The sequence below is a fragment of the Cellulosimicrobium sp. EB106-03-01-XG111 genome (genome assembly GCF_058792115.1).
Map to the genome: position 1 here is coordinate 1 of NZ_JBYTEQ010000018.1, position 25,315 is coordinate 25,315.

The window sequence follows — 25,315 nt, forward strand, 5'->3', positions numbered from 1 at the left end:
AGTTGGCATCGTCGGCAGCGTCAGAGGTGTATAAGAGACAGCCGCGGCGTCGACCTCGTCGGCGCCCGCGCAGCGGACCGGGGCGGCGGGCCCGCCCGTGGCCGGGTCGGCCCGCTCGAGGCGGCGCTCGCCCGCGTCCGGCGCGGACGGGTCGGGCTGGGTGGTGGGTGCGGTGGTCGTGGTCATGCAGGCCTCCCGGGGTCGCACGAAGAGAAACACCCGTCGGTGCGACGTCGGCGTGCGAGAACCGCTTCTCCGGGTCAGGGTGAAGTCGGGTTGCAGCAGAGCCGACCCGCACGTGCCAGGTCGAGTGCCCCCTTTCTCGAGGCGCACCACGAGCCTGACCCGAACGAGGAAGGCTCGCAGCCCATGCGCGTCCTCGGAGTCAACGCCCTGTTCCACGACCCGTCCGCCGCCCTCGTCGTCGACGGCCGGGTGGTCGCCGCCGCGGAGGAGGAACGCTTCTCCCGGCGCAAGCACGGCAAGCGCCCGCTGCCGTTCGCGGCGTGGGAGCTCCCGGAGAAGGCGATGGCCTGGTGCCTCGAGGAGGGCGGGCTGCGCCCCCAGGACCTGGACGCCGTCGCGTACTCGTTCGACCCGGCTCTCGCCAAGCCCGCCGAGGAGATGGGCCTGCCGGACCCGTGGGACTGGCTGCGCGTGCAGTACGCCGAGCGCGCGCCGCAGTTCCTCGCCACCGCGCTGCCGGGCCTGTCCCCCTCGACGGTGCGGTTCGTGCCGCACGAGGTCGCGCACGCGGCGTCGGCCGCGCTGGCGTCGCCGTTCCCGGTCGCGAGCGTCCTGTCGCTCGACGGCCGCGGGGAGCGCTCGTCCCACCTCGCGGGCCGCTACGACCACGGCCGCCTCGAGGTGCTCGCGAGCCAGGAGCTGCCGCACTCGCTCGGGCTGGTCTACGAGTCCCTCACCGAGCACCTGGGCTTCCTGCGGTCGAGCGACGAGTACAAGGTCATGGCGCTCGCGTCGTACGGCGAGCCGCGCTTCCTCGACGACCTGCGCGAGGTGCTCCACGCGACGGGCGACGGCGGCTTCGTCGCCGAGGTGCCCGACTGGGAGCGCTGGGCGCCGCGCCGCACGGACGACGGCACGTGGGGCACCGCGCACGGCGGCCGGGCCGAGCACGCCGACCTCGCGGCGTCGGTGCAGGCGCGGCTCGAGGAGGTGCTCGTCGACCTCGCCACGTGGCTCCACGGGCAGACGGGCGACCGCGTGCTGACCATGGCGGGCGGCACGGCGCTGAACTGCGTCGCGAACTCGCGGGTCTGGCGCGAGTCGCCGTTCGAGGAGGTCTGGGTCCAGCCCGCGGCGGGCGACTCCGGCACGGCGCTGGGCGCTGCGCTCCAGCTCGCCGCGGAGGCGGGCGACACCGTCGAGCCGATGGGCTCGGCGGCGCTCGGCCGCGCCTGGGGCGACGAGGCGCTCGCCCGGTGGCTGCGCACCGCGCAGGTGCCGTTCACGACGCCCGACGACCTGCCCGCCGAGGTCGGACGCATCCTCGCCGACAACGGCGTCGTGGCGTGGTTCGACGGCCGCGCCGAGCTCGGACCGCGGGCGCTGGGGCACCGCTCCCTGCTCGCGCACCCGGGACCGGTGGAGAACCTGGAGCGCCTCAACGACGTCAAGGGCCGCGAGCAGTTCCGACCCGTCGCGCCGATGGTCCTGCTGGAGGACGCCGCGGAGATCTTCTCCGGCGGCCCCGTCCCGAGCCCGTACATGCTGTTCGTGCACGAGGTGGCGCCCGCGTGGCGCGACCGGATCGCGGCCGTCGTGCACGTCGACGGGACCGCGCGCATCCAGACCGTCGACGACTCGACCCCGCGCCTGCAGGCGACGATCCGGGCGTTCAAGGAGCTGACCGGGCTGCCGGTCGTCGTCAACACGAGCCTCAACACCGCGGGCCGCCCGATGGTCGACGACCCGCGCGACGCGCTCGAGCTCTTCGGGTCCGCCCCCGTGGACGCGCTCGTGCTCGGCCCGCACCTCGTGCGCCGCCCCGACGTGTTCGCCGCTCCGTCCGGGGGGACGGCGTGAGCGCGCCCGCGGGCCGCCCCGCACCCCCGGTGCCGTACGCCGTCGTCGTGCCCTCGATCGGCCGCCCGTCGCTCGACCGGCTCCTGCAGACGCTGGTCGCCCAGCTCGACGGGCCGGGCGCCCCCGGTCCGGGCTCCCCCGGGCCGGCCGAGGTCGTCGTCGCGGACGACCGGCGGCTGCCGCTGCCCGGCACGACCGACCCGGTGCCCGACCCGCTCGACCTCGGGGACGCCGGCCGCGCGCTCGGCGCGCGCGTCGTGCGCACCGGGGGCCGGGGGCCCGCCGCCGCGCGCAACGCCGGGTGGCGCTCGACGACCGCGCCGTGGGTCGTGCTCCTCGACGACGACGTCGAGCTCCCCGCCGGGTGGGCGCGCCTGCTCGCGCAGGACCTCGCGGCGGCGACGCCCCGCACCGGCGGCGTGCAGGGCCGCCTGCACGTCCCGCTGCCCGCGCACCGCCGTCCGACGGACTGGGAGCGCGGCACCGCCGGGCTCGAGCGCGCGGCGTGGGCCACCGCCGACATGGCGTACCGGCGCGCCGCGCTCGAGCAGGTCGGCGGGTTCGACGAGCGCTTCCCCCGCGCCTACCGCGAGGACGCGGACCTCGCGCTGCGCGTGCGCGAGGCGGGCTGGGAGCTCGTGCGCGGCACGCGCACGACGACCCACCCCGTGCGCCCCGCGGACGACGCGGTGAGCCTGCGCGTGCAGGCCGGGACGCGCGACGACGCGACGTTCCGCGCCCTGCACGGAGCGAGGTGGCGCGAGCGCGCCGAGACCGGCCGCGGTCGCCTCGCGTGGCACGTCGCGACCGTCGCTGCCGCCGCGGTCGGCGTCGGCGGGGTCGTCGCGCGGCGCCCGCGCGTCGCGGTGCTCGGCGCGCTCGGGTGGGCGGCCCTCACCGCGCAGTTCCTCGGGCGCCGCCTCGCGCCGGGGCCGCGACCGGGAGACGACGTGTTCGGGCCCGAGCTGCGGCGCATGGCCTGGACGAGCGCCGCCATCCCGTTCGCGGCGGTGCGGCACCGCGTCGCGGGCGCGGTCGCCGCCCGGCGCGGGCTCGAGCCGTGGCCCCCGCCGCTCGCGGCGGTCCTGCTCGACCGCGACGGCACGCTCGTGCACGACGTCCCGTACAACGGCGACCCGGCGGCGGTGCGCCCCCTGGCCGGTGCCCGCGCCGTGCTCGACGACCTGCGCGCCCGCGGGGTCCGGCTCGGCGTGGTGTCCAACCAGTCCGGCGTCGGGCGCGGGCTGCTCACGCGCGCGCAGGTCGACGCCGTGAACGCGCGCGTCGAGGAGCTGCTCGGCCCGTTCGACACGTGGCAGGTGTGCCCGCACGCGCCGGACGACGCCTGCGCGTGCCGCAAGCCCGGTCCCGGCCTCGTGCTCGCCGCGGCGGCCGACCTCGGCGTCGAGCCGTGGCGGTGCGCCGTCGTGGGCGACATCGGTGCCGACGTGGGCGCCGCGCTCGCCGCGGGCGCGACCCCGGTCCTCGTGCCGACGCCCGTGACGCGCGCCGAGGAGGTCGCCGCCGCCCCGTGCGTCGCGTCGGACCTCGCCGCCGCGGTCCACGCGCTCGACGACCGCCTGCCCGGCGCGTCCCCGGCGCACGACGCCGGGTCCTCCCCCGGCGCGTCCGCGGCGACGCCGGACGAGGAGCGTGCGGCATGAGCGCCGACGTGCTCGCCGTGCGCCTCGACAGCGACGGCGACGTCCTGCTCACGGGCCCCGCGATCCGGGCGATGGCGCACGCGGCCGCGCGCGACGGCGGCCGGGTGGACGTCCTGGCGGCCCCCGCCGGGCGGGCGGCGGCGCTGCTGCTCCCGGACGTGCGCGACGTGCTCGTCTTCGACGCCCCCTGGTCCGGCTACCGGCCCCCTCCCGTCGACCGCGGGAGCGTGCTCGACCTCGTCGCGACGCTCGCCGCGCGGCGCTACGCCGCCGCGGTCGTCTTCACCTCGTTCCACCAGAGTCCGCTGCCCGCGGCGATGCTGCTCAAGGTCGCGGGCGTCGGGCGCGTCGCCGCCGTGAGCGAGGACTACCCGGGCTCGCTCCTCGACGTGCGGCACACCCGCCCCGACGGCCTGCACGAGGTCGAGGCCGCGCTCGACCTGGCCCGCGCCGCGGGGTTCGGCACGCCGCCCGACGGCGACCGGCTGCGCGTGCGCGGGCCGCTGCCCGACGTGTCGTCGCTCGTGCCCGCGGGGCCCTACGTCGTCGTGCACCCCGGCGCGTCCGTCCCGGCGCGGGCACCCGCGCCCGGCCGTGCGCGCGACGTCGTCGCGGCGCTGGTGCGCGCGGGTCACGAGGTGGTCGTCACGGGCGGACCGGGCGAGACCGACCTCGCGGCGCACGTCGCGGCCGGGCGCGCCCGGGACCTGTCGGGGCGCACGGACCTCGCGGGTCTCGCGGCGGTGCTCGCGGGCGCCCGGTGCGTCGTCGTCGGCAACACGGGGCCCGCGCACCTGGCCGCCGCGGTCGGCACGCCCGTCGTGTCGCTCTTCGCCCCCGTGGTCCCCGCGGAGCGGTGGGCGCCGTGGGGCGTGCCGGCCGTCCTGCTCGGCGACCCGGAGGCCGCGTGCCGCGGCACGCGGGCCCGGCTGTGCCCGGTGCCCGGCCACCCCTGCCTCGACGTCGACCCGGCCGACGTCGTCGCGGCCGTCGACCGGCTCGCCTCCCCGCACGTCGCGGGGACGCCCGAGCCTGGCGCCGCCCTGCCGCGGGCCGTGGGGGTGACCCGATGAGGATCCTCGTGTGGCACGTGCACGGGTCGTGGGCGACGTCGTTCGTCGCCGGCGGCCACGAGTACCTCGTCCCGGTCGTCCCCGACCGCGGGCCGGACGGCCGCGGTCGCGCACGCACCTGGGACTGGCCGCCCGGGGCGCGCGAGGTCGCGCCGGACGAGCTCGCCGACCTCGCGGCGGACCGCGCGATCGACGTCGTGGTGCTCCAGCGCCCCGAGGAGCTCGAGCTCCTGCGGCGCTGGACCGGGCTCGTGCCCGGCCGCGACGTGCCCGCCGTCTACGTCGAGCACAACGCCCCGACCGGCCACGCGGCCGCGACCCGGCACCCGCTCGCCGACCTCGACGTCGTCGAGGAGGGCCTCGTGCCGGTCGTGCACGTCACGGCGTTCAACGCGCTCATGTGGGACACGGGCGACGCGCGCACGCTCGTCGTCGACCACGGCATCCCCGACCCCGGCCCGCTGTACACCGGGGAGCGGGCGAGCGTCGGGGCCGTCGTCAACGAGCCCGTGCGGCGCTGGCGCGTCGCCGGGACCGACGTGCTCGTCGCGCTGGGGCGTCACGTGCCGCTCGACGTCTACGGCATGGGCGTCGGCAAGCTCGCCGAGCACCTCGCGGCGCCCGGCGCCGCGCCGCACGACCTGCCGCACGACCTCCCGCACGGCCTGCACGACGACGTCCCCCAGGCCGCGATGCACGCGCGGCTCGCGACGTCGCGCGCCTACCTGCACCCCTACCGCTGGACGAGCCTCGGGCTCTCCCTGCTGGAGGCGATGGCGCTCGGGATGCCGGTGCTCGCGCTGCCGACCACCGAGGCGCCCGTCGCGGTGCCCCCGGCCGCAGGGCTCCTCAGCTCCCGTCCCGACGAGCTCGCCGCGACCGCGCGGCGCTGGCTCGCCGACCCCGACGACGCCCGCGAGCACGGGCGGGCGGCCCGCGCCCACGTGCTCGAGCACTACTCCCACGCCGCGTTCCTGCGGCGCTGGGACACGGTCCTGACGGAGGTGACCTCATGAAGATCGCGATGATCTCGGAGCACGCCAGCCCCCTCGCCGCCCTGGGCGGCGTCGACGCGGGCGGGCAGAACGTGCACGTCGCGTCGCTCGCCACGCGGCTCGGCGCGCAGGGCCACCGCGTGGAGGTGTTCACGCGCCGCGACGACGCGTCCCTCCCGGAGCGCGTCCCGCTCGCGCGCGGCGTCGAGGTCGTGCACGTGGACGCCGGTCCGCCCGTGCCCGTGCCCAAGGACGACCTCCTGCCCCACATGGACGCCTTCGGCGCCGACCTCCTGCGGCGGTGGATCGAGCCCGGGCCCCGGCCCGACGTCGTGCACGCCCACTTCTGGATGTCCGGGATCGCGGGCCTGCTGTCCGCTCCCGCGCTCGGCGTCCCGCTCGTGCAGACCTTCCACGCGCTCGGGTCCGTCAAGCGCCGCCACCAGGGCGCGCACGACACGAGCCCCGCCGAGCGCGTGGCCCGCGAGCGCCTGCTGTGCCGCGCGGTCGACCGGATCGTCGCGACGTGCGCCGACGAGGTCGCCGAGCTCGTCGCGCTCGGCGCCGACCCGGACCGCATCGACGTCGTGCCGTGCGGCGTGGACCTCGGCCGCTTCCTGCCCGACCCGGACCGCACCGAGCACCTGCACCGCGAGCCCGGCACGCTGCGCCTGCTCTCGGTGGGCCGCCTCGTCGAGCGCAAGGGCGTCGACACGGTCATCGAGGCGCTCGCGGAGCTGCCGGGCGCGGAGCTCGTCGTCGCGGGCGGCCCCGCGCCGGGCGCGCTCGACGAGGATCCCGAGGTCCTGCGGCTGCGCGCCGTCGCGGTCGCGGTCGGCGTCGCGGACCGCGTGCGGTTCGTGGGCAGCGTGACGCAGGACGACGTGCGCGACCTCATGCACGCCGCCGACGCCGTCGTGTGCGACCCCTGGTACGAGCCCTTCGGGATCGTCCCGCTGGAGGCCGCCGCGTGCGGGCGCCCGGTCGTGGGCGCCGCCGTGGGCGGGCTGCTCGACTCGGTCGTCGACGGACGCACGGGCCTGCTCGTCCCGCCGCGCGACGTCGGCGCGCTCGCCGCCGCGCTGCGCCGCCTCTCCGACGACCCGGCGTTCGCGGAGCGCCTCGGCTCGGCCGCGCGGCTGCGCGCCGAGCACCTGTACGGCTGGGTCACGGTCGCCGAGCGCACCGTCGAGTCCTACGAGCGCGTCGCCGCGACGCGGCGCACCGAGCGCGGCCGGTCCCGGCCCGTCGCGGCCGGGCGCACCGCCCTGCGGGCGGTGAGCGCACCGTGACCGCGCCGTGGACCAGGCCCGCGGACGGGCACCCGGAGGGGTCCGCGGACGCGAACGGTGCCGGACCGCACGACGCCGCGCGCCGCTGGCTGCGCGCGCACGCCGACGACCTGCACGACGGCCTCGACCTGCTCACCGCCGAGGCGGGCCGGATCGACGCGTGGGGCGCGCGGCTCGCCGACACCGTGCTCGCGGGCGGACGGCTCCTCGTCGCGGGCAACGGGGGCAGCGCCGCCGAGGCGCAGCACCTCACCGCCGAGCTCGTGGGCCGATTCGACGGCGAGCGGACCCCGTTGTCCGCGATCAGCCTGCACGCGGAGACGTCGAGCCTCACGGCGATCGTCAACGACTACGGCATCGCGGAGATGTACGCGCGCCAGGTCGCCGCGCACGGGCGCCCCGGCGACGTGCTCGTGCTCCTGTCGACCTCCGGCGAGAGCGAGAACGTCGTCGCGGCGGCCCGCCGGGCGCGCAAGCTCGGCCTCACGACGTGGGCGCTCACGGGCCCGCGGGACTGCGCGCTCGCCACGGCGTGCGACGACGTGCTCGCCCTGCGCGGCGCGTCGACGTCGTCCGTGCAGGAGCTGCACCTCGTCGTCGTGCACGCGCTGTGCGCCGCGCTCGACGCGCACGTCCGCCACCGCGAGGCGCGCGCCGCGGCGGACCTCCCGGGCGCCGGGTCGGCCGAGGAACGACCCGCCCCGGCACCCGCGCCGGCCTCCGCGGCGGCGACCGGACCGCAGGTCGTCGTCGTCGGGGACGTGCTCCTCGACCGTGACGTCGACGGCCAGGTCACCCGCTTCTCTCCCGACGGCCCGGTGCCCGTCGTCGACACGCTCGGCGTCCGGCGCAGCCCGGGCGGCGCGGGGCTGACCGCGCTCCTCGCCGCCGACGGCGCGAGCGTGCGCCTCGTCGCGCCGTTCGGCGACGACGACGCGGGCGCGGAGCTGCGGGCCCTGCTGCGCCCGCACCTCGACGTCGTCGCCCTGCCGCAGGTCGGCACGACGCGACGCAAGACCCGCGTGCGCTCCGGCGGGCAGACCGTCGTGCGCGTCGACGACGGCGGCCCCGCCCGGCCCGGCAACCTGCCGGAGCGCGCGGCGCGGGCGGCGCTCGCGGGCGCGGACGTCGTGCTCGTGTCCGACTACGGCGCGGGGACGACCCACGCCGGACCGGTCCGCGACGCGCTCGCGCACGCGGCCCGCACCGGGACGGTCGTGTGGGACCCGCACCCGCGCGGAGGCGCCCCGGTCCCCGGGACGGCGCTCGTGACGCCCAACCTCGCGGAGGCGCTCGACGCGGCCGAGGCGCTCGGCCTGGACGCGTCGCCCGACGACCCCGGGGGTCTCGCGCGGTCGCTCGCGGCCGCGTGGGAGGTGGGCGCCGTGTGCGTCACGGCGGGCGACCGCGGGGCGTTCGTCGCGCGCGCCGACGGGGAGCCGGCGTACGTGCCCGCGACCGTCGCGCACGGCGACCCGTGCGGCGCGGGCGACCGCTTCGCCTCGACGGTCGCGGTCGCGCTCGCGCGGGGCGACGGGCTCGTCCCGGCGGTCGTCGCCGCCGTCGCCTCGGCCTCGGCCTGGGTCGCGGCGGGCGGCGCGGAGGGTTACCGGCGCCGGGCGGACTCCCCCGTCGGCCGCGCGCCGGGTGCGGCGCGGGAGCGCGGGCCGGGCCGTGGTCCGGACCCGGTGCCGGACAGCGCGGCCGACGTCGCCGGGACCTCCGGCGCGCCAGGTCGCGACCCTGCGCCGGGCTCCGTCGGGCCCGAGGCCGTGGCCGCCCGGCTGCGCGCGGGGGGCGGCACCGTCGTCGCCACGGGCGGCTGCTTCGACATCCTGCACGCCGGGCACGTCGCGACGCTCGAGGCGGCCGCGCGCCTGGGCGACCACCTCGTCGTGCTGCTCAACGGCGACGCATCCGTGCGGCGGCTCAAGGGACCGCAGCGCCCCGTCGTCGGGCAGTCCGACCGGGCCCGGGTCCTCGCCGCGCTCGACTGCGTGGCCGCCGTCGTCCTGTTCGACGAGGACGACCCGCGCGCCGTGCTCGACCGCCTGCGCCCCGACGTCTGGGCGAAGGGCGGCGACTACACCGAGGAGACGCTCCCCGAGGCGGAGACGGTCCGGCGCCACGGCGGCCGGGTCGTCGTCCTGCCCTACGTCGACGGCCGTTCCACGACCTCGATCCTCGAACGCTCCGGGCGGTTCGCGCCCGGGGTCCCCACCCTCACGGAGGAGACCACCGCATGACCACCACCACGTCCGCCCAACGGACCGACGCCCTGGCACCCCGCGAGCTCGGCACCGTCTACGTCACCGGGGGCGCGAGCGGCCTGGGGGCCGCGCTCGTCGAGGCGGTGACGGCAGCGGGCGGCAAGCCGGTCGTCCTGGACCGCGTCGCGCCCGCCGACGGCGTGCCGCACGCGGTCGTCGACCTGTCCGACTCCGCCGCCGCGGCCGCCGCGGTCGAGCGGCTCGCGCTCGAGGTCGGGCCGCCCGACGCCGTCGTGACGGCCGCCGGCACCGACGCGTGCGGGCGCCTCGACGAGATCGACGTCGAGACGTGGGAGCGCGTCGTGCGCGTCAACCTGTTCGGGACGGTCGCCGTCGTGCGCGCCGCGCTGCCGTTCCTCGAGGAGCGCCGCGGCACGGTCGTCACGGTCGCGTCGACGCTCGGCCTCAAGGGCGTCTCGGACGCGACCGCCTACTGCGCGTCGAAGTTCGCCGTGCGAGGGTTCTCCCAGGCTCTCGCGGCGGAGCTCGCGGGCCGCGTCGGCGTCACGTGCCTCGTGCCCGGCGGGATGCGTACCGCGTTCTTCGACGGCCGCACCGAGCAGTACAAGCCGGGGCCGGACGCCGACCTCAACGACCCGCGCGCGACCGCGGCCGCCGTCGTGACGGCGCTGCACCAGCCCGTGGGCTGCGAGATCCGCGAGATGCTCGTCATGGCGTCCGGCGAGACGTCGTGGCCGTGACGGCGGGCGCGACGGAGCCGGCGCCCGAACTGCCGGGGCTCGCGGGGCAGGACGAGGGGACGGTCCTCGTGCTGCGCGCGCTCGGGCTCGGGGACGCGCTGACCGCCATGCCCGCGCTGCGGGGCGTGCGGCGCGCGTGGCCGGGCCGGCGCGTCCTCCTCGCCGCGCCCGCGGAGGTCGGCAGCTGGCTGCGCGACCTCGGCCTCGTCGACGGCGTCGTGCCGACGCGCGGCCTCGAGCCGCTCGTCTGGGCGCAGGAGTCGCGGACGCTCACCGGCGCGGACCCCGTCGGGCACGTGGCGGTGAACCTGCACGGCAGCGGCCCCGAGAGCCACCGGGTGCTGCTCGACACCGCCCCGGAGCGGGTGGTCGCGTTCGCGTCGGGCGACGCGGGGATCGACGGGCCGGGCTGGGACCCGGACGAGCACGAGGTCGACCGCTGGTGCCGGCTCGTCACCGCGGCGGGCGGCGCGTGCTCGCGCGAGGACCTGCGGCTCGACCCGCCGGGGTCGCGGGGGCGGCACGTCGTCGTGCATCCCGGCGCGGCGTCCGGCGCGCGCCGCTGGCCCGCGGACCGCTTCGCCGCGGTCGCGCGCGACCTCGCGGGCGCCGGCCGCGACGTCGTCGTCACGGGCGGCCCCGACGAGCGCGACCTGTGCGCGCGGGTGGTGGCCGACGCCGTCGCCGCCCTCGGCGGCCTCGCGGGCGCGCCGGACGGGACCGGCAGCGTGACCGACACCGCGGGCACGCTCGACCTGCCGGCGCTCGCCGACGTCGTCGCGACGGCCCGGCTCGTCGTCTGCGGGGACACGGGCGTGGCCCACCTGGCGACCGCGTACGGCACCCCGTCGGTGGTGCTGTTCGGCCCCACGCCGCCCGCCACGTGGGGGCCCGCCGTGGACCCGGAGCGGCACGCGGTGCTCTGGCACGGCGACACGGAGCAGGGGCCGGCGCACGCGCCCGACCGGGCGCCCGGCGGGTACCGCGGCGACCCGCACGCCGCCGACCTCGACCCGGCGCTCGACCGCATCACCGTCGAGGAGGTCGCCGCGGCCGCGCGGTCGCTGCTCGCCGGGCCCCAGGACCCCGCCGAGATGCGTGCGGGCGACGAGGCCCTGAGCGTCGAGGCATGACCTCCCCCGATCTGGACCCCCGCACCGACGGAAGGACCGCACCATGACCGGACCCGCCTCCCCCGACCCCGACCCGCTGGACGCCTCGCACCGCTCGTCCGCGGCCGACTTCTCGGCGAGCGGTGACGTGCAGCCCGGCGAGACCCCGCCCGCGGAGGACCAGGTGAGCGCGCCGCAGGGCCACGAGGAGCACGGCCCGCACCGGGCGGTGCCGTGGGTCTGGATCGGGGTCGTCGGCGTGGTCGCCGTCGTGACGGCCCTGTTCTTCGTGGGCTACGCCGTGGGGCTGCTCGACTGAGGTCGTGCCGCGCTCGGCGCGGCGACCCCGAGCGCGCGCACGTGCCACCCGGCCGCGCGCCACCGCGCGCCGTCGACGGCGTTGCGCGCGTCCACGAGGCGTGGCGCCCGCACCACGGCGGCCAGGGCGCCGGGGTCGAGGTCGCGGTACTCGTCCCACTCGGTCGCGAGGACCACGACGTCGGCCCCGGCCGCCGCCTCGCGCGCGTCCGCCGCGTACCCGAGCTCGGGGGCGGCCGCCTGCGCGAGCGCGAGCGCCTGCGGGTCGGTGACGACGACGTCCGCTCCCTCCGCGGCGAGCGCCCGGGCCAGCGCGAGGGCGGGCGAGCTGCGCACGTCGTCGCTGTCCGGCTTGAACGCGGCGCCGAGCACCGCCACGCGTCGCCCAGCGAGGGAGCCGCCGCACGCGGTGCGCGCGAGCGCGACGGCGCGCTCCCGGCAGCGGTCGTTGATGGCGTCGACCTCGTCGAGGAACGACACGGCCGGGCCGACGCCGAGCTCGCGCGCCCGAGCCGCGAACGCGCGGATGTCCTTGGGCAGGCACCCGCCGCCGAACCCGAGGCCCACGCCGAGGTACTCGCCGCCGATCCGGCGGTCGAGCGCCATGGTGCCGACGAGCGCGACCGCGTCGCCGCCCGCGGCCTCGCACACCTCCGCGACCGCGTTGGCGAACGAGATCTTCGTCGCGAGGAACGCGTTGGCGGCCACCTTCGCGAGCTCCGCGGTCGCGAGGTCGGTCACGAGGCGGGGCACGCCGTCGTCGAGCAGCCGCGCGTAGACGGCGTCGAGACGCTCGACGAGCGCGTCGCCGTCGTCGGGCACGCCGTAGACGAGCCGGTCCGGGTGCAGCGTGTCCGCGACCGCGTGCCCCTCGCGCAGGAACTCGGGGTTCCAGGCCAGCCGGACGCCGTCGGGCAGGTCGTCCGCGAGCCGGGCGGCCGTGCCGACGGGGACGGTCGACTTGCCGACCACCACCGACCCCGGGCGCAGGTGCGGGCGCAGCGCCGCGAGCGCGGCCTCGAGCTGCTGCAGGTCCGCGACGCCGCTGCCCGCCGACTGCGGCGTGCCGACGCACAGGAAGTGGACGTCGGCGACGCCCGCGTGCGCGACGTCGGTCGAGAACGTGAGCGACCCCGCCCCGCCCGGGTCGGCGAGGAGCGCGGCGAGACCCGGCTCGAAGAACGGGGCCCGACCCTCGGCGAGCGCCGCGACGCGGGCCGGGTCGACGTCGATGCCGACCACCTCGTGGCCCAGGCGCGCGAGGGCCGCCGCGTGGACCGCGCCGAGGTAGCCGCAGCCGTGCACGGAGACCCTCATGCCGGGTCCCCTCCCTCGTCCGCGGCGGCGCCACGCGCCGCCCCGACCGCGACGGGCGTCTCGCCGCCGTCGGCGCGGAACCACTCGACCGTCCGGGCCAGGCCCTCGGTCCACGGCGTGCGGGCCCGCCAGCCGAGGGTGCGCTCCGCGAGGCCCGTGTCCGGCCGACGGCGGCGCGGGTCGTCCTCGGGCAGGTCGACGTGCACGATCCCCGCGTCGCTCCCCGTCGCCGCGAGCACGTCGCGCGCGACGCGCTCGACCGTGAGCTCCGTCGGGTCGCCGAGGTTCACCGGGCCCGGGTGGTCGGTGCGCGCGAACGCGAGGATGCCCTCGACGAGGTCGTCCACGAAGCACACGGACCGGGTCTGCGACCCGTCGCCCGCGACGGTCAGCGGCTCACCCGCGAGCGCCTGCCGCACGAACGTCGGGACCATGCGGCCGTCGTGCCCGCGCATCCGCGGCCCGTACGTGTTGAAGATCCGCACGATCCCCGTGTCCACGCCCCGGCTGCGCCGGTACGCGGCGGTGGTCGCCTCCGCGAACCGCTTGGACTCGTCGTAGACGCTGCGCGGGCCGACGGGGTTCACGTGGCCCCAGTAGTCCTCGCGCTGCGGGTGCACCTCCGGGTCGCCGTAGACCTCGGACGTGGAGGCGAGCACGAACCGCGCCCCGGCCCGGTCGGCCAGCTCGAGGCCGTGACGCGTCCCCGCCGACCCCACGAGCAGGGTCTCGAGCGGGAGCCGGAGGTAGTCCACGGGCGAGGCGGGCGACGCGAGGTGCAGCACGAGGTCGACCCGCTCCGGGTCGGGCACCTCGATCCCGGCGCTGACGTCGCCCTCGACGAACCGGAACCGCGCGTCGTCGCGCAGCGCGTCGAGGTTGCGCACCTGCCCGGTCGACAGGTCGTCGACGCACACGACCTCGACGCCCTGGCCCACCAGCGCCTCGCACACGTGGCTGCCCACGAAGCCGGCACCGCCCAGCACGACCGCGCGCCGCACGATCCGGGCCGCGCTCGCAGTCTCCGGGGTGTCGCTCATGCTCGTCTCCTCGCGACGGAGCGCGACGCAGGCCCGCGGGGACGATCCGTCAGATCCGTCCCGCCGGTCGCGCTCGTGCGGACGGGCTCGTGGCTGGACCCGGAGACCCCACGCTCACACGCCTCCTGCGGGCTCGCACGGTGGCCCGCGGCGCGAGCGACCCGGGGTCGTGGCACGGTGACGCGATGAGCGCACCGACCGCACCCCAGCAGCAGGCCACCGACCCGGACACGAAGCTGTCCCGCTCGGTCGGGGGACGGCTCCTGTACCTCTTCATCCTCGGCGACGTGCTCGGCGCGGGCGTCTACGCGCTCGTCGGCGAGATGGCCGGCGAGGTGGGCGGCGCCGTCTGGCTGCCGCTCCTCGTCGCCCTCGGCCTCGCCCTGCTGACCGCCGGGTCGTACGCCGAGCTCGTGACGAAGTACCCGCAGGCGGGCGGCGCGGCCGTGTTCGCGGACCGCGCGTTCCACAGCCCGCTCGTGTCGTTCCTCGTCGGGTTCTCCATGCTCGCCGCGGGCGTGACGAGCGCCGCGGGCCTCTCCCTGGCCTTCGCCGGCGACTACTTCGCGACGTTCGTCGACGCGCCCGACCGGCTCGTGGCCGTGCTGTTCCTCGCCGTCGTCGCGGCGCTCAACGCGCGCGGCATCAAGGAGTCGCTGCGCGCCAACGTCGCGATGACCGCGATCGAGCTGTCCGGGCTCGTGCTCGTCGTCGTGCTCGCCGCCGTCGTGCTGGGGCGGGGCGAGGGGTCGCCGGGCCGCGTCACGCAGTTCGCGGAGGGCACGACGCCGGCGCTCGCCGTCCTCGCGGCCGCCATCCTCGCGTACTACTCGTTCGTCGGGTTCGAGACGTCGGCCAACCTCGCCGAGGAGGTGCGCGACGTGCGCCGCACCTACCCGCGCGCCCTGTTCGGCGCGCTCGTCACGGCGGGCGTCGTGTACGTCGCGGTGGGCGTCGCCGCCGTCGCGGTCGTGGACCCCGAGACGCTCGCCGGCTCGACCGGTCCGCTGCTCGAGGTCGTCGACGCCGAGGGCTCGGTGCCCGCGTGGGTGTTCTCGCTCGTCGCGCTGATCGCCGTCGCGAACGGGGCGCTGCTCACGATGATCATGGCGAGCCGGCTCGCGTACGGCATGGCCGAGCAGGGCCTGCTCCCGGCCACGCTCGGGCGCGTGCTCCCCCGCCGCCGCACGCCGTGGGTCGCGATCGTCGTGACGACCGTGGTCGCGATGGGGCTCGTGTTCACGGGCGACGTCGCGGGCCTCGCCGAGACCGTCGTGCTGCTCCTGCTGCTCGTGTTCGCCTCGACGAACGTCGCGGTCCTCGTGCTGCGGCGCGACCCCGTCGACGCCCCGCACTTCCGTGTCGCGACGGTCGTGCCGGTGCTCGGCGTGGCGTCGTGCGTCCTGCTCCTCACGCAGCAGGACGCCGTGACGTGGCTGCGCGCGGGGATCCTGCTCGCCGTCGGCGCGGCGCTGTACGTCGTGATGCGCTGGACCCGCCGGGCCGCGGACGCGCGCGTGGCGTAGCGCCCGCTCGCGACCGCCTGCGCGCGATCCGCCGCGCTACGCGTCCGCGGGCCGGGCGACCGAGCCGCGCACGACGAGGTGCAGCGGCAGCACGGTGCGCGCGGGCGGGTCCGCGGGGCGGGTGCCGGTCATCGAGCGCTCGATCGCGTCCATCGCGGCGAGCGCCAGCGCCGCGACGGGCTGCTCGAGCGTCGTGAGCTTGGGCCGCAGCCACTGGCCGACGCGGATGCCGTCGCACCCGACGACCGAGAGGTCCTCGGGGATGGAGATGCCGTGCAGCTCGGCCGCACCCAGCATCCCGACGGCGACGATGTCGCTGCCGACGAAGACGGCCGTGGGCGCGCTCCCGGGCCGCGTGAGGTAGGGGAACGTCGAGGCGCCGAACTGCTCGGTGTACGGGCCGTGGCGCACGAGGTCCGGGTCGACGTCGAGGCCGGCGTCGTGCATCGCGTCGACGTACCCGCGCAGGCGGTCCTGGGTCGTGGACAGCTCGGCGGGCCCGGCGACGTGGGCGATGCGCCGGTGCCCCTGCTGCACGAGGTAGCTCGTGGCCTGGTAGGCGCCGCCGTAGTTGTCGACGGTGATCGTCTCGACGGGCAGGTCGAGGTCGACCTCCTCGTCGATGACGACGACGGGCAGGCCGTCCGCGACGGCGCGCGCGAGCCGGTCGTCGGTCCGGGACATCCCCACGTAGACGATGCCGCCGAGCGACCCGTCGCTCGCGAGGAGCTGGCCGAGGCCGGACTCGGCGTCGCCGTGCCGCGTCGACAGCGCGACGACGAGCGGGACGCGGCGGTCGCCCGCGAGGCGCGCGACCTCCTCGGCGAGGGCGGTGAAGAAGGGGTTGACGAAGTCGGGCACGACGAGCGCGACCACCCCGGTGCGGCGCTCGTCCTCGCGCGGGGCGGGACCGGGTGCGGGGACGACGTACCCGACCTCGCGGACCGCGGCGTCGATCCGCGCCGCCGTCTCCGGCTGGACGTTGAGCTGCCCGCGCAGGTAGCGCGACGCCGTCGAGGCCGACACGCCGGCACGTTGCGCAACACGCGTGAGCGTCATGACTCCCCTTCCTCGGGGCGGTCCCCCAGATTCCCTGCACTCTACCGGGGGCGTCGGGCCGCGCACGGTGTTGACAGCCGCGCCGCTCGCCCCCTACGGTCTTGCGCAACGCTACACAACGTTGCGCAACGTCGTCGAGGACGTCGCCGCGCGACCTGACCGCAAGGAGGCCGGGATGAGCCGGGTTCTGCTCGCCGGGGAGTCGTGGATCAACGCGACCACCGACTACAAGGGGTACGACGCGTTCCCCCACGCCCAGCTCGAGATCGGGTGCGCGCGCCTGCTCGAGGCGCTGGCCGCCGAGGGCCACGAGGTCACGCACCTGCCCTCGCACCTCGTCGCCGAGGACTTCCCCTCCACGCTCGACGAGCTCGACGCCTACGACGTCGTGATCCTGTCCGACATCGGCGCCAACTCGCTCCTGCTGCCCCCGGTCGTGTTCTCCCAGGGACGCCCGTTCCCGAACCGGCTCAAGCTCCTCGCCGAGTGGGTCCGCCGCGGGGGCGGCCTCATGATGGCCGGCGGGTACCTCAGCTTCCAGGGGTTCCAGGCCAAGGCGAACTACCACGGCACCGCGGTCGAGGCCGTCCTGCCCGTCGACATCCTCCCGTACGACGACCGCGAGGAGACCCCGGAGGGCATCGGCGGCACCCTGACCGACGTCGAGCACCCCGTCACCGCCGGCCTCGACCGCGAGTGGCCGATCCTCCTCGGCTACCAGCGCCTCACCGCCAAGGCCGACGCGACCGTCCTCGCCACCATCGAGGGCCGTCCGCTCGTCGCCGTCCGCACGGAGGGCGAGGGGCGCACGCTCGCGTTCGCCTCCGACATCTCCCCGCACTGGGCCCCGCGCGAGTTCATGGACTGGGCCGGCTACGGCCCGCTGTTCGGCCAGGCCGTCACCTGGCTCGCGGGCTGATGACGCCCGAGGTGGTGGTCGTCGGCAGCTTGAACATGGACCTCAGGCTGACCGTCGACCGCCTGCCCCGCTCGGGCGAGACCGTCTCCGCGACGGGCCTCGTCCGCTCCCCCGGCGGCAAGGGCGCCAACCAGGCGGTCGCCGCCGCCCGGCTCGGCCGCCGCGTCGCCATGGTCGGCGCCGTCGGGGACGACGACGACGGCCGCGCGATCCGCCGCCGCCTCGCCGTCGAGGGCCTCGTCCTCGACGGCCTCGCGACGGCGGACCGCCCCACCGGGGTCGCCGTCGTGCTGTGGGAGCAGCCCGAGTCGACGATCGTCATCGAGCCTGGCGCGAACGCCGTCGTCGACGAGGCGTTCGTCACCGAGCGCGCCGACCTCGTGCGCGACGCGGCAGCAGTCCTGTGCCAGTGCGAGACGCCGCTCGGCGCCCTGCGCGCCGTCGCCGCCACCGCGGCGGGGACCACCGTGCTCAACCCGGCGCCCGCCGTGCCGCTGCCCGCCCACGTGCGCGCCGCGTTCCGCGTGCTCGTGCCCAACCGGTTCGAGCTCGCGACCCTCGTCGGCGCGCGCGACGAGCCCGTCGGCACCGACGCCGTGCTCGCCATGGTGCGGGCGCTCGACCACCCCGGGGACGTCGTCGTCACCCTCGGGGCCGACGGCGCGCTCGTCGTCCCCGCAGGAGGCGCACCCGTCACCGTCCCGGCGGAGCGCGTTGACGCCGTCGACACGACCGCCGCCGGCGACTCGTTCTGCGCGGCGCTCGCGGACGGCCTCCTCCACGGCGGCGACCTCGTCGAGTCCGCCCGCTGGGCGGCGCGCGTCGCCGCCTCCACCACCACCCGCCACGGCGCCGTCGACTCCCTGCCGCGCGCCACCGACCTGGCCCCCGAGGGCACCAGGATTCCGCTCCACAGCCAAGTCCGACGTACCGTCGGAGGAAGGCACGGTCACGCAATGAAGCACACCACGCCGGCGACCACCGGTTCCCCGTCCGGCACTCAGGGAGGTGCTGTGAGCTCGTCAGCCCGCCGCAGCAGGGTCAAGGACACCGCGACCGCCCTGCTCGTCGTCGCGACCGTCCTCGCGGGGGCCCTCGGCCCCATGCAGGCGGCCGTCAACGGCCAGCTGGGCAAGACGATCGGCGACGGGCACGCCGCCGCCCTCATCTCGTTCGGGACCGGCCTGGTCCTCATGTTCGTCGTCGTGTTCGCGCGTCCTGCGACCCGACGGGAGGCGCTCGCGATCCCCGGCCTGATCCGCTCGCGCACCATCCCGTGGTGGAACTACCTCGCGGGCCTGTGCGGCGCCGTCATCGTCCTGTCCGAGGGCGTCACGGTCGGCGTCCTCGGCGTCGCGACGTTCCAGATCTCGCTCATCTCGGGCCTCGTCATCTCGGGCGTCATCTGCGACCGCCTCGGCGTCACGGCGTCGGTCAAGCAGCCGCTCACCACGACGCGCCTCCTCGGCGCGGCGCTCGCCATCGCGGCGACCGTCGTCGTCATCTCCCCGAGCTTCTCCGTGCCGCACACGATCGTGCTCGCGATCATGCCGTTCGTGGGCGGTCTGCTCGCGGGCTGGCAGCCCGCCGGGAACGCGGCCGTCGCCGACGTCACCGGGTCGATGCTCGTCTCGATCGGCTGGAACTTCCTCGTCGGCTTCACCGCACTGCTGATCGCCTACCTGGTGCGCGCGGCGGTGGGCGGCGTCGACTTCCAGCTCCCGAGCGAGTGGTGGATGTACCTGGGCGGCCCGCTCGGCCTGCTGTCGATCGCGCTCATGGCGCTCCTCGTGCGCGGCCTCGGGCTGCTCCTGCTCGGCCTCGCCTCGGTCGCGGGCCAGCTCGTCGGCTCGCTCGTCCTCGACGCCGCGATCCCCGCGCTCGGCCACACCGTGCACGTCGCGACCGTCATCGGCACGGTCATCGCGCTCGTCGCCGCCGGGATCGGCATGATCCCGTCCGGCAAGACGGCGCACGCCGACGGCCCGGACGCCACCGGCCCCGACGGACCCGACGCGGGTGTCGCGGCGGCCGTCGCGGGCGGCGAGGCCGGCGAGACGAGCGCGCGATGAGCGTCACGCCCGCCGGCCACGTCCAGACGGTCACCGGCCGTGCCGCGGCCGCGGACCTCGGCCTCACGCTCCCCCACGAGCACCTCTTCAACGACCTGTCCGGGGTGCTCGACCCGCCGAGCTACCGCTTCTCGGAGGCGGTCGTCGAGGCGCCGGTCTCCGCGTCGGTCGCGTGGGCGCTGCGCCAGGACCCGTACTGCTGCGCGGACAACATCGCCGACAAGCCGGTCGCCGCGGTCGCGGCGGAGCTCGAGAGCTTCGCCGCGCTGGGCGGGCGCACGATCGTCGACGCGACGTCGAGCGCCGCGATCGGGCGCAACCCCGAGCGCCTCGCGGAGGTCGCGCGCCGCACGGGCCTGCACGTGGTCGCGGGCTGCGGCGCGTACCTCGAGAAGTTCGAGGGTGACCGCATCGCCGCCGCGGCCGTGGACGCCCAGGCGTCCGCGATCGTCGCGGAGCTCGCCGACGGGATCGGTGGGACGGGCGTGCGACCCGGCATCATCGGCGAGATCGGCGTCTCGCCGTCGTTCACCGCGGGCGAGGCCGCGTCGCTGCGCGCGGCGGCCCTCGCCCAGCGCGAGCACCCGCACGTCGCGCTCCAGGTGCACCTGCCCGGGTGGCAGCGCCGCGCGCACGAGGTGCTCGACCTCGTGCTCGACGAGGTGGGCGTGCGCCCCGAGAAGGTCGTGCTGTGCCACATGGACCCGTCCGCCGACGACCCGGACTACCAGCGGTCCGTGGCCGAGCGCGGCGTCTGGCTCGAGTTCGACATGGTCGGCATGGACATCACCTTCCCGAAGGAGGGGGTGTCCCCCGACCCGCACACGACCGCGACCGCGGTGCAGCGCCTCGTCGAGGCCGGTCACGCGGGCCAGGTGCTGCTCAGCCACGACGTGTTCCTCAAGCAGATGTGGGTGCAGCACGGCGGCAACGGGTTCGCCTACGTCCCGACGGTGTTCACCGAGATGCTCGCGGCGCGCGGCGTGCCGCGCGACGTGCTCGCGCGCCTCACGCACGACAACCCGGTGGCGATGCTCACCGCGTGACGCGACGCCGTCCGCCACCCGCACGGCCGGGGCCCGCCAGGGTCCCGGCCGTCGGCGCGCCCGGGACCTCCGGCCCTGGTCACGGCGTCGTGCTCTGAGAGGATCGGCGCATGAGACGACGTGCCCTCCCGACCCTCGTGGCCGCCGTGGCCGCCACCGCCCTCGTGCTCGCCGGCTGCTCCGGCGGGTCCCCGGAGCCCTCCGCGCTGGACGCCCTGCTCGACCGCCACGACCTCGCCGGGCTCACCGGCCAGGAGGTCGTCGACCGCCTGGAAGGGCTCGAGACCGCCGACCGGCCGACCGACCTCGTGGCCTCCGTCCGCGCGGCGGAGCTCGTGCTCGCCGACGAGTCGTACGAGACCACGGTCCCGCTGCCCGAGGACACGTTCTACCTCTCGGTCGCTCCCTTCGTGGACCAGACGCACGAGTGCTTCTACCACTCGCTCACCACGTGCCAGGGCGAGCTCGCCGGCGAGCCGGTCTCCGTGACCGTCGTCGACGCGGCCACCGGCGACGTGCTCGTCGAGGAGGACACGACGCTCGGGGCCAACGGCTTCGTCGGCTACTGGCTCCCGCGCGACGTCGACGCGGAGCTGCGCGTCGAGCACGACGGCCGGGTCGGCACCACGACCGTCTCGACCCGCGACGACGACCCGACCTGCCTCACGACGCTCCAGCTCGCCTGACGAGCCGCGGACGCCCGGCGACGTACCCGCCGGAGCGCGCACGACGCCCGCCGCACCGGGGTGCGACGGGCGTCGTGCGTGCTGTGCCGGGGAGGTGTCAGGCCGTGCCGGCGAAGTCGACCACGAGCTCCTCGGTGACCGTCTCGCCGTCGCGCTCGGCGGTGGCGGTGACCGTCACCTGCCCCGCGGGCACCTCGACGAGGCGCGTCGCGAAGGCCTGGTAGGCGTTCTTGGTCGGCGCGACGGCCGCGAACTCCTTGGTCCCGTACGGCGTGGTGACCGCGAGGTCCACGGCCGTGTCGTCCTGGTTGACCACCCGGACGGCGAGGTACTGCTTGCCGCCCATGGTGCGCAGCTCGGCCTCGGCCGAGAGGTCGAGCGCGGGGCCGTCGTCGACGAGCGCGGACTGCCAGTCGACGAGGTCGTCGATCTTCGTGCCGAGCAGCGCGCGGTCGCCCGCCGCCGCCGACAGGTGGTCGACGAGCGAGCGCGCGCCGCCGAGCACCTGCACCGCCGTCGCGGGGTCGTCCGCGTCGGCCGCGGTGCGCGCGCTGCCGAGCAGCGACGAGATCGCGCCGGCGATGACGCCGTCGCCCACCGCGGAGGTGTTCAGGCCCGCCACGAGCTCGTCCACCTCGCCGAACGTGACGCAGTTGCCGCCGCCCTCGACGACGCCCGCGGTCCACTCGACGCCCTTGAGGACGTGCTCGAGGAACAGCGGGTCGGTCCAGGAGGCGTCGGTGTGCCCGGCGCCCTCGTACCAGGAGCGACCGCCCTCGAAGTTCTGGCACCACGCGATCGGGTGGTCCTCACCCATCGCGTTGTTGCCCGGGCTGTACGTCGACTCGTCGAGCGTGATGAGGACGTGGACGTCCTCGCGCGGGTTGGTCGTGTAGTTGTACCACTCGTCGAACCGCTCCCACACGGCGGGCAGGTGCGCCGTCGAGGGGTGGCCCGGGCTCTCGACGCGCATCGTCGCCGTCTGCTGCTGCGGGTGGCTGGCGAACCGTGCGCCGCCGCCCGTGAGCTGGCTGTACCAGGGCACGGTGTGCATCGTGTCCGTCGCCGCGTGCAGGCCCACGAACCCGCCGCCGCCCCGGATGTAGCCCTGGAACGCGGCGAGCTCGGCGTCGTCCAGGAGGCGCGGCGTGGCCGGGTTGAGGGAGTTCGTGTTGTCGACGGGCGACGCGAAGACGATGGTCGCGTACTGCGCGAGGTCCTCGGCGCTCGTGAACGGCGAGGAGTCCATCGTCAGGTCGGGCTGGCCGGGCGACCCGCTGCCCCACCACCCCGCCGAGCTGTTCGGCGGGTCCCACACGTCGACCGTGAAGCCGTTGTCGGCGCCGAGCTCGATGAGCGCGCGCGTGGTGTCGTCGATGTGCGAGTGGCGGAAGCCGAGCGTCTCACCGACGACGAGGATCTTGTAGTCCTCCTCGTCGGCGGCCGCCGGGCCCGCGGTCATGAGCGTGGCACCGCCCACGAGCGGCAGCGCGGCAGCCGCAGCCACCGCCCGCCGGAACGTCATGCCGCTGAACAAATCCATGCGTGCTTCTCCCTCGTCGTCGAGAGCGCGAGCCGGAGGGTCGCCGACGGCGACCCCACGGGGCGACGCGCGCACTCCTGCGTGCGTGGACGTCGGCTGCTGCCGATGCAGCGAGTTTTGACGGCAGGCGCACAAAAGTCAAGGTTTCAACGACTCGGGGACGCGGTTTCTCACCCGTCCCCCGGCGGGCGACCGCGCGTCGACCGGGCCGGCGTCGGGACACAGCGAGCGCACAGGGTCACCACAGGCACACCTCCGCGTCGCGCGCGACCCTGAGAGCATGACCGCAGCCACCGCCCCCGTCGGCCGCCCGGACCAGCCGCGCCTCACGCGGCCGGACGGCTCCCCCGTCCGCGTGCTCGTGGTCGACGACGAGCCGAACCTCGCGGAGCTGCTCACCTCGGCGCTGCGGTACGAGGGCTGGGACGTCTCCACCGCGCTCGACGGGCACGGCGCGATCCGCACCGCGCGGGAGACCGGGCCGGACGTCGTCGTGCTCGACGTCATGCTCCCCGACATGGACGGGCTCACCGTCCTGCGCCGCCTGCGCGAGCGCGACCCCGACGTGCCCGTGCTCTTCCTCACCGCGCGCGACGCCGTCGAGGACCGCGTCGCCGGGCTCACCGCGGGCGGCGACGACTACGTGACCAAGCCGTTCAGCCTGGAAGAGGTCGTCGCCCGGCTGCGCGGGCTGCTGCGCCGCGGCGGTGCGAACGCCCGACGCGAGGACTCCGTGCTCGTCGTCGGCGACCTCGAGCTCGACGAGGACGCGCACGAGGTACGGCGCGGGGGCGAGGAGGTCCGGCTCACCGCGACCGAGTTCGAGCTCCTGCGGTACCTCATGCGCAACCCGCGCCGCGTGCTGTCCAAGGCGCAGATCCTCGACCGCGTCTGGAACTACGACTTCGGCGGCCAGGCCAACATCGTCGAGCTCTACATCTCCTACCTGCGCCGCAAGATCGACAAGGGGCGCGCCCCGATGATCCACACGCTGCGCGGCGTCGGGTACGTGCTCAAGCCCGCCCCCGACGCGGAGAGCGTCCGTGCCTGACCCGGGCCCCACCGGGCCGGTGGCCACAGGGCCGGAGCGTCGGCCCACCGCCCTGCGCCGACGCCTCGTGCTCGTGCTCGCGGCCGTCGTCCTGCTCGTCACCGTCGGGCTCGCCGTCGCGTCCGCCGTCGCCCTGCGCACCCAGCTCGTCGCCCAGGTCGACCACGAGCTGCGCCAGGCGAGCGACCGGCTCGCCCACGGCCCCGCGCAGCCCCCGGACAGCACCGGCGACGCGTCCGGGCCGGAGCCCGGCGGTCCCGACGACCCGTCACGCTTCCCCGCGGGCACCGGCCCCGGCAGCGCCGTGCTGCGGTACGACGGCGGCGCGCTCGTCCTCGCGGAGTACGTCACCCCGGACCTCCAGCGCGTGGCGCTCGACGACGCCCAGGTCGCGGCGCTCGAGGACGTCCCCGCCGACGGCGCCGCGCACGACGTCGAACTCCCCGAGCTCGGGTCGTTCCGTGCCGTGCACCGCACCACCGCGGACGGGCAGCCCGTCGTCGTCGCGTCGAGCACGGCCCAGGTCGACGCGACCGTCGAGAGGTACCTGCTCGTCGAGGCCGCGCTCGGCGCCGCCGGGGTCCTCGCGGCCGTGCTCCTCGGCACCTGGCTCGTGCGACGCTCGCTGCGCCCGCTCGACGACGTCGCCGCCGCCGCGGGCCGCGTCTCCGAGCTCGAGCTCGCGCAGGGCGAGATCGGCGCCATCCCCCGTGTCCCGGCCGACCTCACCGACGAGCGCACCGAGGTCGGCCAGGTGGGCGCCGCGCTCAACCGCATGCTCGAGAACGTCGAGACCTCGCTCCAGGCGCGCCACGACTCCGAGACCCAGGTGCGGCGGTTCGTCGCCGACGCGAGCCACGAGCTGCGCACCCCGCTCGCCTCGATCCGCGGGTACGCGGAGCTCGTGCGCCGCTCCCCCGACGACGTGCCGCCCGCGACCGCGCGCTCGCTCGACCGCATCGAGGCCGAGGCGGTCCGCATGACCGGGCTCGTCGAGGACCTGCTGCTCCTCGCCCGGCTCGACGCCGGCCGCCCCCTCGACCGCGCGCCCGTCGACCTCGCGGCGCTCGCCGTCGACGCCGTCACCGACGCGCACGCCGCCGGCCCCGACCACGACTGGGCGCTCGACCTGCCCGGCGCGGACGACCTCGACGTCGACCCGGCGTCCGGCGCCCCGGACGACCTGCCGGACGACGCCGTCGACCTGGAGGTGACGGGCGACGAGGCGAGCCTGCGCCAGGTCCTGGCGAACCTCCTCGCCAACGCCAGCAGGCACACCCCGCCGGGCACCCACGTGGACGTCCGGGTCACGACGGACGCCGACGCCGTCGCGCTCGTCGTCTCCGACGACGGCCCCGGCATCCCCGCGGCCCTGCGGCCGGCGCTCTTCCGTCGCTTCACGCGCGGCGACGACGCCCGCAACCGCACCGGCGGCTCGACCGGCCTCGGGCTCGCGATCGTCGACGCGATCGTCACCGCCCACGGCGGCACGATCACCGTGACCTCCACGACGGCCGACGAGCCCGGCCCCACCGGCACCACCGTCGCGGTCCGCCTCCCCCGCGACCACCCGTGAAGCCCCTCC

The 25,315-nt window shown here is 76.7% G+C and carries 21 protein-coding genes; 16 read left to right on the forward strand and 5 right to left on the reverse strand.

What is annotated here, in order from left to right; genetic code table 11:
• Positions 1-186 (reverse strand): hypothetical protein (locus AC3WT4_RS14350; protein WP_492315748.1); only part of this gene is annotated, 186 nt, incomplete at its 3' end.
• A 183-nt stretch (positions 187-369) separates the two neighbouring features.
• On the opposite strand from AC3WT4_RS14350, the gene AC3WT4_RS14355 reads away from it, so the two are divergent.
• Genes AC3WT4_RS14355 through AC3WT4_RS14395 form a run of 9 tightly spaced genes read left to right on the forward strand, consistent with a single transcriptional unit; the run spans position 370 to position 11,472 of the window.
• Positions 370-2,046 (forward strand): carbamoyltransferase family protein, encoded by a 1,677-nt coding sequence (locus AC3WT4_RS14355; RefSeq protein WP_492315749.1) that lies wholly within the window; start codon positions 370-372, stop codon positions 2,044-2,046.
• Positions 2,043-3,710, forward strand: coding sequence for an HAD-IIIA family hydrolase (locus tag AC3WT4_RS14360; protein ID WP_492315750.1), 1,668 nt, complete (start codon positions 2,043-2,045; stop codon positions 3,708-3,710). The genes AC3WT4_RS14355 and AC3WT4_RS14360 overlap by 4 nt, the downstream gene beginning before the upstream one ends.
• A complete protein-coding gene (locus AC3WT4_RS14365; protein WP_492315751.1) occupies positions 3,707-4,783 on the forward strand; it encodes a glycosyltransferase family 9 protein in 1,077 nt (358 codons plus the stop codon). The genes AC3WT4_RS14360 and AC3WT4_RS14365 overlap by 4 nt, the downstream gene beginning before the upstream one ends.
• Complete coding sequence (locus tag AC3WT4_RS14370) at positions 4,780-5,799, forward strand: glycosyltransferase (protein WP_492315752.1); 1,020 nt, start codon at positions 4,780-4,782, stop codon at positions 5,797-5,799. The genes AC3WT4_RS14365 and AC3WT4_RS14370 overlap by 4 nt, the downstream gene beginning before the upstream one ends.
• Positions 5,796-7,070 (forward strand): glycosyltransferase, encoded by a 1,275-nt coding sequence (locus AC3WT4_RS14375; protein WP_492315753.1) that lies wholly within the window; start codon positions 5,796-5,798, stop codon positions 7,068-7,070. Before AC3WT4_RS14370 ends, AC3WT4_RS14375 begins: the two co-directional genes overlap by 4 nt.
• Positions 7,067-9,316: a PfkB family carbohydrate kinase gene (locus AC3WT4_RS14380; protein ID WP_492315754.1), complete on the forward strand. Its 2,250-nt coding sequence runs from the start codon at positions 7,067-7,069 to the stop codon at positions 9,314-9,316. Before AC3WT4_RS14375 ends, AC3WT4_RS14380 begins: the two co-directional genes overlap by 4 nt.
• Entirely contained in the window at positions 9,313-10,041 is a 729-nt protein-coding gene (locus AC3WT4_RS14385; RefSeq protein ID WP_492315755.1) for an SDR family oxidoreductase, read from the forward strand. Before AC3WT4_RS14380 ends, AC3WT4_RS14385 begins: the two co-directional genes overlap by 4 nt.
• A complete protein-coding gene (locus AC3WT4_RS14390) occupies positions 10,032-11,174 on the forward strand; it encodes a glycosyltransferase family 9 protein (protein WP_492315756.1) in 1,143 nt (380 codons plus the stop codon). The genes AC3WT4_RS14385 and AC3WT4_RS14390 overlap by 10 nt, the downstream gene beginning before the upstream one ends.
• A gap of 43 nt (positions 11,175-11,217) precedes the next feature.
• On the forward strand, positions 11,218-11,472 hold the full coding sequence (locus AC3WT4_RS14395; RefSeq protein ID WP_043654002.1) for a DUF6480 family protein: 255 nt from the start codon (positions 11,218-11,220) through the stop codon (positions 11,470-11,472).
• Here the strand turns inward: AC3WT4_RS14395 and AC3WT4_RS14400 are convergent.
• Both AC3WT4_RS14400 and AC3WT4_RS14405 read right to left on the reverse strand, forming a co-directional pair.
• On the reverse strand, positions 11,448-12,788 hold the full coding sequence (locus tag AC3WT4_RS14400) for a UDP-glucose dehydrogenase family protein (RefSeq protein WP_492315757.1): 1,341 nt from the start codon (positions 12,786-12,788) through the stop codon (positions 11,448-11,450). The two genes, AC3WT4_RS14395 and AC3WT4_RS14400, sit on opposite strands and share 25 nt — an antisense overlap.
• Positions 12,785-13,828 (reverse strand): NAD-dependent epimerase/dehydratase family protein, encoded by a 1,044-nt coding sequence (locus tag AC3WT4_RS14405; RefSeq protein ID WP_257419411.1) that lies wholly within the window; start codon positions 13,826-13,828, stop codon positions 12,785-12,787. Before AC3WT4_RS14405 ends, AC3WT4_RS14400 begins: the two co-directional genes overlap by 4 nt.
• A 185-nt stretch (positions 13,829-14,013) precedes the next feature.
• On the opposite strand from AC3WT4_RS14405, the gene AC3WT4_RS14410 reads away from it, so the two are divergent.
• A complete protein-coding gene (locus tag AC3WT4_RS14410; RefSeq protein WP_108046829.1) occupies positions 14,014-15,354 on the forward strand; it encodes an APC family permease in 1,341 nt (446 codons plus the stop codon).
• 36 nt (positions 15,355-15,390) lie between these two features.
• On the opposite strand, the gene AC3WT4_RS14415 is transcribed toward AC3WT4_RS14410, so the two are convergent.
• Entirely contained in the window at positions 15,391-16,413 is a 1,023-nt protein-coding gene (locus AC3WT4_RS14415; protein ID WP_074806943.1) for a LacI family DNA-binding transcriptional regulator, read from the reverse strand.
• 175 nt (positions 16,414-16,588) lie between these two features.
• Here AC3WT4_RS14415 and AC3WT4_RS14420 point away from each other — a divergent pair, with 175 nt between their 5' ends.
• From AC3WT4_RS14420 to AC3WT4_RS14435, 4 genes are all read left to right on the forward strand, one after another.
• The gene (locus tag AC3WT4_RS14420; protein ID WP_074806944.1) at positions 16,589-17,332 is read left to right on the forward strand and encodes a glutamine amidotransferase; all 744 of its coding nucleotides are present in this window, start codon (positions 16,589-16,591) and stop codon (positions 17,330-17,332) included.
• Positions 17,332-19,404 (forward strand): PfkB family carbohydrate kinase, encoded by a 2,073-nt coding sequence (locus AC3WT4_RS14425; RefSeq protein WP_492315758.1) that lies wholly within the window; start codon positions 17,332-17,334, stop codon positions 19,402-19,404. The genes AC3WT4_RS14420 and AC3WT4_RS14425 overlap by 1 nt, the downstream gene beginning before the upstream one ends.
• Positions 19,401-20,450 carry a phosphotriesterase family protein gene (locus tag AC3WT4_RS14430; RefSeq protein WP_074806950.1) on the forward strand — a complete coding sequence of 350 codons (1,050 nt, stop codon included), beginning with the start codon at positions 19,401-19,403 and terminating at the stop codon, positions 20,448-20,450. Before AC3WT4_RS14425 ends, AC3WT4_RS14430 begins: the two co-directional genes overlap by 4 nt.
• 110 nt (positions 20,451-20,560) lie before the next feature.
• Positions 20,561-21,136: a CueP family metal-binding protein gene (locus AC3WT4_RS14435; RefSeq protein ID WP_492315759.1), complete on the forward strand. Its 576-nt coding sequence runs from the start codon at positions 20,561-20,563 to the stop codon at positions 21,134-21,136.
• Positions 21,137-21,233: 97 nt separating this feature from the next.
• Here AC3WT4_RS14435 and AC3WT4_RS14440 read toward each other — a convergent pair whose 3' ends face one another.
• Entirely contained in the window at positions 21,234-22,679 is a 1,446-nt protein-coding gene (locus AC3WT4_RS14440; protein ID WP_492315760.1) for a ThuA domain-containing protein, read from the reverse strand.
• Between the two features lie 280 nt (positions 22,680-22,959).
• Between AC3WT4_RS14440 and AC3WT4_RS14445 the strand changes: the two genes are divergently transcribed.
• Positions 22,960-23,730, forward strand: a complete 771-nt coding sequence (locus AC3WT4_RS14445; RefSeq protein WP_492315761.1) for a response regulator transcription factor — start codon at positions 22,960-22,962, stop codon at positions 23,728-23,730.
• Positions 23,723-25,306 (forward strand): sensor histidine kinase, encoded by a 1,584-nt coding sequence (locus tag AC3WT4_RS14450; RefSeq protein WP_492315762.1) that lies wholly within the window; start codon positions 23,723-23,725, stop codon positions 25,304-25,306. Before AC3WT4_RS14445 ends, AC3WT4_RS14450 begins: the two co-directional genes overlap by 8 nt.
• The last annotated feature ends 9 nt before the right edge of the window (positions 25,307-25,315 follow it).